This is a genomic window from Fluviicola sp. (assembly GCF_030151805.1).
Classification (GTDB): Bacteria; Bacteroidota; Bacteroidia; order Flavobacteriales_D; family Crocinitomicaceae; genus Fluviicola.
The window spans coordinates 1-8307 of sequence record NZ_JASLCN010000470.1; the positions used below are offsets into that span (position 1 = coordinate 1).

The window sequence follows — 8307 nt, forward strand, 5'->3', positions numbered from 1 at the left end:
TCCTTGTTCGGCAACATCTGTGGCAACAACTGTTACAGTGAATCCGCTTCCGGTGACCCCAACAATTACAGCTGGTGGTCCCACCACATTTTGTGCCGGAGGATCGGTTACTTTGACCTCTTCCTCTGCAACCGGAAATACCTGGTCTAATGGAGTAACCACGCAATCAATCACGGTTACAGCCGGTGGAACTTATTCGGTTACGGTTTCGAACGGATCTTGCTCAGCGATATCCACTGCAACAACGGTTACGGTGAATCCGCTTCCTGCAACTCCAACAATCACAGCCGGCGGTCCGACAACATTTTGTACAGGCGGTTCGGTTGTTTTGACCTCTTCCTCCGCAACCGGAAATACCTGGTCGAACGGAGCAACCACCCAATCTATTACAGTTACAGCCGGAGGAAATTATACGGTTACTGTTTCAAATGGTCCTTGTTCATCCTCATCAGTAGCAACAACGGTTACGGTGAATCCGCTTCCGCCAACTCCAACAATTACAGCGGGTGGACCTACAACATTTTGCACCGGAGGATCAGTTACTTTGACTTCTTCTTCCGCAACCGGAAATACCTGGTCAAACGGAGCAACCACTCAAACGATCATTGTTAGCGCAAGCGGAACTTTTAGCGTTACTGTCTCGAACGGAACGTGTTCGGCGACATCCGCAACAACAACGGTTACGGTGAATCCACTTCCTCCCGTACCAACAATCACAGCTGGTGGCCCGACTACATTTTGTGCGGGTAGTTCGGTTATTTTGACATCTTCTGCTGCAACTGGAAATACCTGGTCGAACGGAGCAACAACTCAGGCTATTACTGTTACAAGTGGCGGATCATATACGGTTACAGCTTCACTAGGAGCTTGTTCAACAACATCCACAGCAACAACGGTTACGGTAACACCATTACCAGTTGTTTCGGCATCCAACAACGGACCTTTATGTGTAGGACAAACCTTGAATTTAACTGCTACGGGAACAGGAAGTTTTGTATGGACAGGACCGAACGGATTTAATTCTACGATTCAAAACCCGAGTATTGCGTCTATTACGGGCGCAGATTTTGGAACATATACCGTAACTCTGACAGCGAATTCCTGTTCTGCATCCGCAACAACGAATGTAACATTGAATCCCGGAAACTCAACAGCGATCAATGCTGCGGGGCCTTTTTGTGAAAACGGAACGATCGTTTCTCTTACTGCAGCAAGTCCTGGAGGAAACTGGTCAGGAACCGGAATCGTGAATGCCACAAACGGATCATTTGATCCAACAGTTGCAGGAATCGGTTCACATGTTATTACCTATGATATTCCGGGGTCTTGTTCGGGACCGTCAACTACCTCCATTGTTGTAAACCCGGCTCCGGTAGTTGCTTTTTCAGCAGACAATCTATCCGGTTGTGCTCCTTTACAAGTTACTTTTACCAATTCAACGCCCGGATCCGTAAGTGCGCTTTGGAATTTTGGTAACGGGCAAACAGCAACATCACTTCCAACGGTTTCAACAAGTTTTATTTCCGGAGGATGTTTCAATATTGCTTTATCTGTAACGGATGCGAACGGATGTGTGAGTACGTTTACAAAGACAAGTATGATCTGTGTCAATCCTGAAGCAAATGCGTCGTTTATACCTTCTCCTGCCACAGCAACGGTAACGAATCCGGAGATTCAGTTTATCAATACTTCGACCAATGCAACCAGTTATACCTGGCTTTTCGGAGACGGCGGAACTTCTGCAGCTTTTTCACCGACGCATGCTTATGACGAGGTTGTAGGGAATTACCTGGTAAAACTGATTGCTAAGAATTCATTCGGATGTACGGACACGAGCAGTGTGATTGTACGGATCTTAGATGAATTGATTTATTATGTTCCGAATTGTTTTACACCGAACGGAGATGAGCATAACAATACGTTCCAGCCGGTATTTACTTCCGGATTTGATCCGTATAGTTTTACCATGGCTATTTTCAACCGATGGGGAGAGATTGTGTTTGAAAGCCATGATTCCAAAGTGGGTTGGGACGGAACGTATAACGGAGCGCCGGTTCAGGAGGGAACTTATAGCTGGACGGTCACATTCCGTGATTCCGATAACGATAAAAAGTATTCATCCAACGGACACATGACACTGATCAAATAGCGTCTGAAAGGGTTCAAAAGTTCAATACTGTGTTTTTGAACCCTTTCAACTTTTAAACTTGTTAGATAAGAAGTTTAAATGCAAATGTTATAATTTCCCCAACGCAAACATCACTGGCTGCTTACTGATGTCGTAGGCATTTTCCCTCCAGTCAGCAATGGTTTTTGTCTGAATACGTTCGTTGTGCAATGTCAGGTTGGAAGCAACGCATAACAAGGTATCGTCGGCCAGTTCATTCAGCATATCTTCGAATACGTGCATGGTTCTGAATGGTGTGTCCATAAACAAATGCGTTTCTCCTGATCTGCGTACGCGTTGTTCCAGATCTTTCAGTTTGCGGATGCGCTCTTTCTGATCTTTCGGTAAATATCCGCTAAACGAAAATTGCTGACCGTTAAATCCGCTTCCAATGAGTGTCAATAAAATAGAACTCGGACCAACGGTAGGGCAAACATGGATTTCATTTTCATGAGCCAAAGCAACCAATACAGCCCCTGGATCTGCAATTCCTGCACAACCGGCTTCGCTGATGATCCCCACATCTTTTCCGGCTTTCATTGTTTTGATGAGGTGATAAACTTCAGAAGCTGCAGTTGATTTATTCAAAACAAAAAACTCCGATTCATCAATTGGAAAGGAGCGGTCAATTTTTCGCAATAACCTACGGGCAGATTTAATGTCTTCCACAGCAAATACGCGCAATTCACTGGCAATTTCACCTACCTTTTGCGGGATAATATCTTCTGTAGTTTCTCCTCCAAGTGTATTTGGAATCAGGTATAATTTTCCCGTGCTCATTGTTTCGTTATTAATTGATTATTGATTAGAAAAGATTCTGTTGCCTCGTCCAGAAGCTCGATCACTTCGCGGAAATTAGCGTCTGTTCCGTAATAAGGATCCGGAACTTCGAGGTCTTCATTCGGTCGTAATTCATTCAAAAACAGTTTTACTTTTTGTTTGTCATCTTCATTACGGGCCATGCGCAGGATATTTTGCTGATTGCTTTTATCCATAGCAAAAATGATGTCATAATGGTCGAAATCCGAAACGGAGAACTGACGTGCCCGCAACTCGTCGATTGAGACACCGTATTCGAGAGATAATCTTCTCATGCGGTGATCCGGTTTTTCTCCGACATGATAGTTGGCTGTTCCCGCAGAATCAATTTCAAGGGACAAACCGTACTTTTTGTTTTTGTGTCTCAACCAGCCGTCTGCCATCGGAGAGCGGCAAATATTGCCCAAACAAACCATCAAAATGCGCATAAATCATGTGTTATCGGGTGCAAAGTTACTTTTTTAACCCGGTTAAACGAAATTTTCATTGATTCACACAATTTGTTAGTTTAAACAAACCGTTTATTCATTTAACATTTTTTGATTCCAACGAACACAACTATCTGTATCTTATAATCGTTATATTCATGTAAATCAATTGTAAAGACCATGAGACAGTTAAAGATTGTAAAGCAGGTTACCAATCGGGAGACAGCTTCCCTTGATAAGTACCTACAAGAAATTGGTCGTGTTGAATTAATCAGTGCGGATGAAGAAGTAGAGTTGGCAAAAAGAATCAAGGCAGGCGATAAAAAAGCCCTCGAAAGATTAACAAAAGCAAACCTCCGCTTCGTAGTTTCCGTATCCAAGCAATATCAAAATCAAGGGTTGTCCCTTCCTGATTTAATCAATGAAGGAAACCTTGGGTTGATAAAAGCTGCTGAGCGCTTCGATGAAACCCGCGGATTTAAATTCATTTCGTATGCCGTTTGGTGGATTCGTCAATCGATTTTACAGGCATTGGCAGAACAGGCAAGAATCGTTCGCCTTCCGCTAAACAAAATTGGAACGATCAATAAAATAAACAGAGCTTACAGCGAATTGGAACAACTGTATGAACGTCCTCCTTCCGCAGATGAATTGGCGGAATACCTGGAATGTTCGGTGGATGATGTTCGTCAATCGCTGGCAAACACAGCTCGTCATTTATCCATGGATGCACCGCTTGTGGATGGAGACGAAAGTTCATCAAGTATGTATGATGTATTGCCGAATGACGCTTTGCCAAGTCCGGAAAATGAATTGACAAAAGAGTCTTTGAGAAAAGAAATCGAACGCTCTCTATCATCCTTGTCCGGAAGAGAAGGCGATGTGGTTCGGCTTTACTACGGATTAAACGGAAAACATCCTCTGACACTTGAAGAGATCGGTGATTTGTTCGATCTGACAAGAGAACGAGTAAGACAAATAAAAGAGAAGGCAATTCGACGCTTGAAACATACATCCCGAAGCCGGATGCTTAAATCATACCTTGGTTAAGCGGGATCGACATCTGTTATCAGTCGGATAGGTTTGAAATGGGGAACGCTGAAAAATTGATCCGTCAGCTCATGTAAGCGTTCCTTTACTTTCTTCTGAGGAGCTTCTTGCTCAATTTTTAAAATTATTTCTTTCAAATAAAAGTTCTGAATCCTCGCAATAACCGGGGATTCGGGACCTAAAACGCGCTCATGGAATTGCTCTTTCAGCAATTTACTGAAATGCAATGCTCCGGCTTCCACCAAATCCCTGTCCCGATGTTTCAGCGTAAAACGAATCAATTTGTAAAATGGAGGGTAATGATAATTTCTTCGTTCCACCACTTCATTGATCGCAAATGAATCGTAATCATGCTCCATGACTTTTTGAATGACCCAATGATCCGGATTCCCCGTTTGAATGATAACCTTTCCGCGCTTGTTTCTGCGCCCTGATCTCCCTGCAACCTGAGTCATAAGCTGGAAGGCACGCTCAAATGCTCTGAAATCCGTTTTATTGAGCATTAAATCGGCATCCAGAATACCAACCAGCCCCACGTGATCGAAATCGAGACCTTTTGCAACCATTTGTGTTCCGATCAGAATATCTATCTCGCGGTTTTCAAATGCCTGAATCAATTGCAGGTGGCTGTTTTTATTTCGTGTTGTGTCCAGATCCATTCGACCGATTTTAACATCGGGTAAGATCAAGGACAAATCATCTTCAATTTTTTCTGTTCCGAATCCAAGCATCTTCAAGCGATTGCTTCCGCAGGCAGGGCAGGTTCCGATTGGTTTTGTCTGATAACTGCAATGATGACACTTCAGAATATTGGCATGTTTGTGATAATTCAAAGTGGTATCACAATTGATACAATTCGGGCTGAATCCACAAATTTCGCACGTCCAGATAGGAGTATAACCTCTTCTGTTTTGAAACAGGATGATTTGCTCCTGGTTTTTCAGTGTTTCGATGATAGTATCCAGAAGGAATTTAGAGAAGTGTCCGTTTGTACTTTTTTGCTTGCGCTCTTCTTTCATATCCGCACAAAGAATTTCCGGCAATTTTACCTGGGAAAATCGTTCGGTCAGTAAAACATGCCCGTATTTTTGATCGCGGGTGTTTTGGAAAGTCTCAATAGAAGGAGTTGCCGAGCCTAAAAGTGTTTTCGTCTTGAAGAAATGTGCCAAAACAATGGCCATGTCGCGGGCATTGTAACGCGGAGACGGATCCTGCTGTTTGTAGGAAGATTCGTGTTCTTCATCCACGATCACCAGGCCTAAATCCTGAAACGGTAAAAACACGGATGAGCGCGCTCCGACTACCAAACGGAATTGATTGGGATCGTTGCTCAATACTTTATTCCAGATTTCTACCCGTTCATTTGAGTTGAATTTGGAATGATATACTCCGATCTTTTCTCCGAAATAGGCCGATAAACGTTGGATCAACTGAGTGGTCAACGCAATTTCAGGAACCAGGAATAAAACCTGTTTTCCTTGTTGAAGTACTTTCCGAATCAATTCAATGTAAATCTCTGTTTTTCCGGAACCGGTGATTCCCTGAAGTAAAATGGTATCTTTTTCATAAAATCCGTTTTCAATTTCAGTTAGCGCATTGTTTTGCGCCGGACTCAATGTGGGGAACTCGAATTTGCTTTGATCCAAACTCTGTATACGCGAGATTTCCAACCGTTCAATTCGCAAAACGCCTTGCTTTTCTAAAGTATTGATTGCTGACAATGAACAACCCTGGTCTTCCAGTGATTTCCGAAGAATTGGAGTCACGTTGCCGTCGTGAAATCCGCCCAGTTGAAGGATCTTCAATAAAACCTGTTCTTGTTTCTGGGTGCTCTTCTTTTGAGCAAGTTGTTCAAAAAGCTCGTTCAGTATAGTATCCGATCTGTACTCCTCCTGCAAAACCACAAACAATCCCGTTTTCGGAGTGAACTTATTGGAAACTTCTTCCAAAGTGAGAACAATGCGCTTTTCCAGTAAGGTTTTGATCAGAGGTTGAATGGTTTTTATTCCGATAATCTCGGAGATTTCCTTCAGATCAAGTGTTTCCTTGATTTCCAAAGCTTCCACAACCAAATACTCGCGGTCGGAGAGGACCGTATTATCCTGATCGAAATCCGGATGAAGAACGATTTTTGTTTCGCTGGCCAGTTTGAAATTGGAAGGCAGGGCAGCATTCATGACATCGCCGATAGGAGCCATGTAGTATTCCGAAATCCATTTCCAGAAAGCATATTGCCTTTTAGTGATCAGAGGATTTTCATCCAGAATGTGTTCGATGTATTTCGCCTGGTAAAGCTTTGGTGCTTCCCGGTGGATTTTTGTAATGATCGCGGTATAGAGTTTTCCTTTTCCGAAAGGAACAATTACGCGTAAATGTTCCTGAATGAGATCATTCATCTCGAAAGGAACCCGGTAGGTGAATTCCTGACTTAATGGAAGGGGTAAAATAACATCAACGAAAAGGGTAATGCGTTCGCTCATGGAACAAATTTAGTGAACTAAAAATAAAAAAGGGCTTTTTACCAAATCTATAAATTTGAAAGATAGGATTACTATTTACCCGGGTAGGTTGTGGATAAGCGTACACTTATCCACAAAAGAATACCAAAGTGAAGAACGCAAAAAAAATCCCGCTCATCTTGTATGATAAACGGGATTTCTTAATATCCTTATTTTTACTGGCAAGCCCAGGACTCACCATTGTTTATATCTGTTTGATTATCGCTGCAGAATAACAACAAACCTGTAATCGGTCCTGAACAAAGTTCTTTCATAGACAAATAATCAACGACTCGTATAACGGAAGAGGATAGTTTATCCTGTTTCGCAGTCATACGTGAACTGAAAAGTCCGATTACCGGACCACCGTCTGTTCTTTTCAGATTCGTGAAGGTCGGTTTGTTTTGTGCCAAAGAAGAACTTGGCTGATTTACCAGGATATATTTACTTAAATCTTCGGATCCACCTGTTATGATCAAACGCATGGATGTCATTTTCCGTTTCGTAATCGTTGCATCATTGGTACAATTTTGTTTCACCAATTCATAAAAAGTTTCACCGTTTGCAGAAAAACTGGAAGAACTTCCCGTAAGTTGGTCGCCATTCAATTCACCAATTTTCCAGATGAAAGATTTTCGAACAGGAGAACCATTGAAATACTCATCAAAGAAAAATTGAATACGGGCATCAACTACTTTTGCATTTCCATTGGTTGCTTTTACAGATGAAGCATTGTATTGTTTCACTCCGTTAACCGTTTTAACGAATGAGTATGATCCATTAGGACTTGGAGAAGTAACTCCTACTGTGTTAACAAGTTTTGTTTCACTGTTTACAACGATCTGCCCGCCGTTGATTGTTGCAATCAATTTGTAAGTTGCATCATCTTTCAGCGCCACAGTTGGATTTTGATCACCCAACACCGGTGGATTCAACGTAGAGAATGCCTGTGTCTGGAAATAATATACTTTTTGATTCGGGCTGTAGAAAGCTCCCGGAACCTTATTGGTCAATACGGTATCGCGTAAAATCCAGGATCTTACCTTCGTATATACATTATTCGGAGGAAGAGAAGCCCATTCTTCAATAACGATTTCAGCACTTTGAAAGTAACTGGAATCCTCAATCAAAGCCACATCAATGGAGTTATTCGAACCACCGAAAGTACGTGTAAGTTTCACATAATGCAACGAATCACTTTTATCTAACAACCCAAACAATACGGGAGTTTCGACATGATCTCCGGCAAAATCAATATCGTCTTTACACGAGCTGACTAAAGCTACGGAAGCAAGGAGGATAACATAAAGTGAAAATTGGAGAAATCTCATAAGTATACAATTTG

6 protein-coding genes are annotated in these 8307 nt (G+C 42.3%); 2 read left to right on the forward strand and 4 right to left on the reverse strand.

The window, feature by feature from the left end:
* The coding region (locus Q1V93_RS17820) for a PKD domain-containing protein (protein ID WP_300666527.1) at positions 1 to 2149 on the forward strand (2149 nt) is incomplete at its 5' end.
* 87 nt (positions 2150 to 2236) lie between these two features.
* On the opposite strand, the gene Q1V93_RS17825 is transcribed toward Q1V93_RS17820, so the two are convergent.
* Together Q1V93_RS17825 and Q1V93_RS17830 are read right to left on the reverse strand one after the other, a co-directional pair.
* Positions 2237 to 2947: an SAM-dependent methyltransferase gene (locus Q1V93_RS17825; protein WP_300666529.1), complete on the reverse strand. Its 711-nt coding sequence runs from the start codon at positions 2945 to 2947 to the stop codon at positions 2237 to 2239.
* The gene (locus Q1V93_RS17830; protein WP_300666530.1) at positions 2944 to 3414 is read right to left on the reverse strand and encodes a low molecular weight protein-tyrosine-phosphatase; all 471 of its coding nucleotides are present in this window, start codon (positions 3412 to 3414) and stop codon (positions 2944 to 2946) included. Before Q1V93_RS17830 ends, Q1V93_RS17825 begins: the two co-directional genes overlap by 4 nt.
* Positions 3415 to 3594: 180 nt before the next feature.
* Here Q1V93_RS17830 and Q1V93_RS17835 point away from each other — a divergent pair, with 180 nt between their 5' ends.
* Positions 3595 to 4464, forward strand: coding sequence for a sigma-70 family RNA polymerase sigma factor (locus Q1V93_RS17835; RefSeq protein WP_124746329.1), 870 nt, complete (start codon positions 3595 to 3597; stop codon positions 4462 to 4464).
* On the opposite strand, the gene priA is transcribed toward Q1V93_RS17835, so the two are convergent.
* Positions 4461 to 6944, reverse strand: a complete 2484-nt coding sequence (gene priA, locus Q1V93_RS17840; RefSeq protein ID WP_300666532.1) for a primosomal protein N' — start codon at positions 6942 to 6944, stop codon at positions 4461 to 4463. The two genes, Q1V93_RS17835 and priA, sit on opposite strands and share 4 nt — an antisense overlap.
* A 194-nt stretch (positions 6945 to 7138) precedes the next feature.
* Positions 7139 to 8293: a hypothetical protein gene (locus Q1V93_RS17845; RefSeq protein WP_300666534.1), complete on the reverse strand. Its 1155-nt coding sequence runs from the start codon at positions 8291 to 8293 to the stop codon at positions 7139 to 7141.
* Between the last annotated feature and the right edge of the window lie 14 nt (positions 8294 to 8307).

Bases quoted from the DNA above. Each gene is read 5' to 3' on its own strand.
- Q1V93_RS17825 (WP_300666529.1), bottom strand. From the start codon at position 2,947: ATGAGCACGGGAAAATTATACCTGATTCCAAATACACTTGGAGGAGAA.
- Q1V93_RS17830 (WP_300666530.1), bottom strand. From the start codon at position 3,414: ATGCGCATTTTGATGGTTTGTTTGGGCAATATTTGCCGCTCTCCGATG.
- Q1V93_RS17835 (WP_124746329.1), top strand. From the start codon at position 3,595: ATGAGACAGTTAAAGATTGTAAAGCAGGTTACCAATCGGGAGACAGCT.
- priA (WP_300666532.1), bottom strand. From the start codon at position 6,944: ATGAGCGAACGCATTACCCTTTTCGTTGATGTTATTTTACCCCTTCCA.
- Q1V93_RS17845 (WP_300666534.1), bottom strand. From the start codon at position 8,293: ATGAGATTTCTCCAATTTTCACTTTATGTTATCCTCCTTGCTTCCGTA.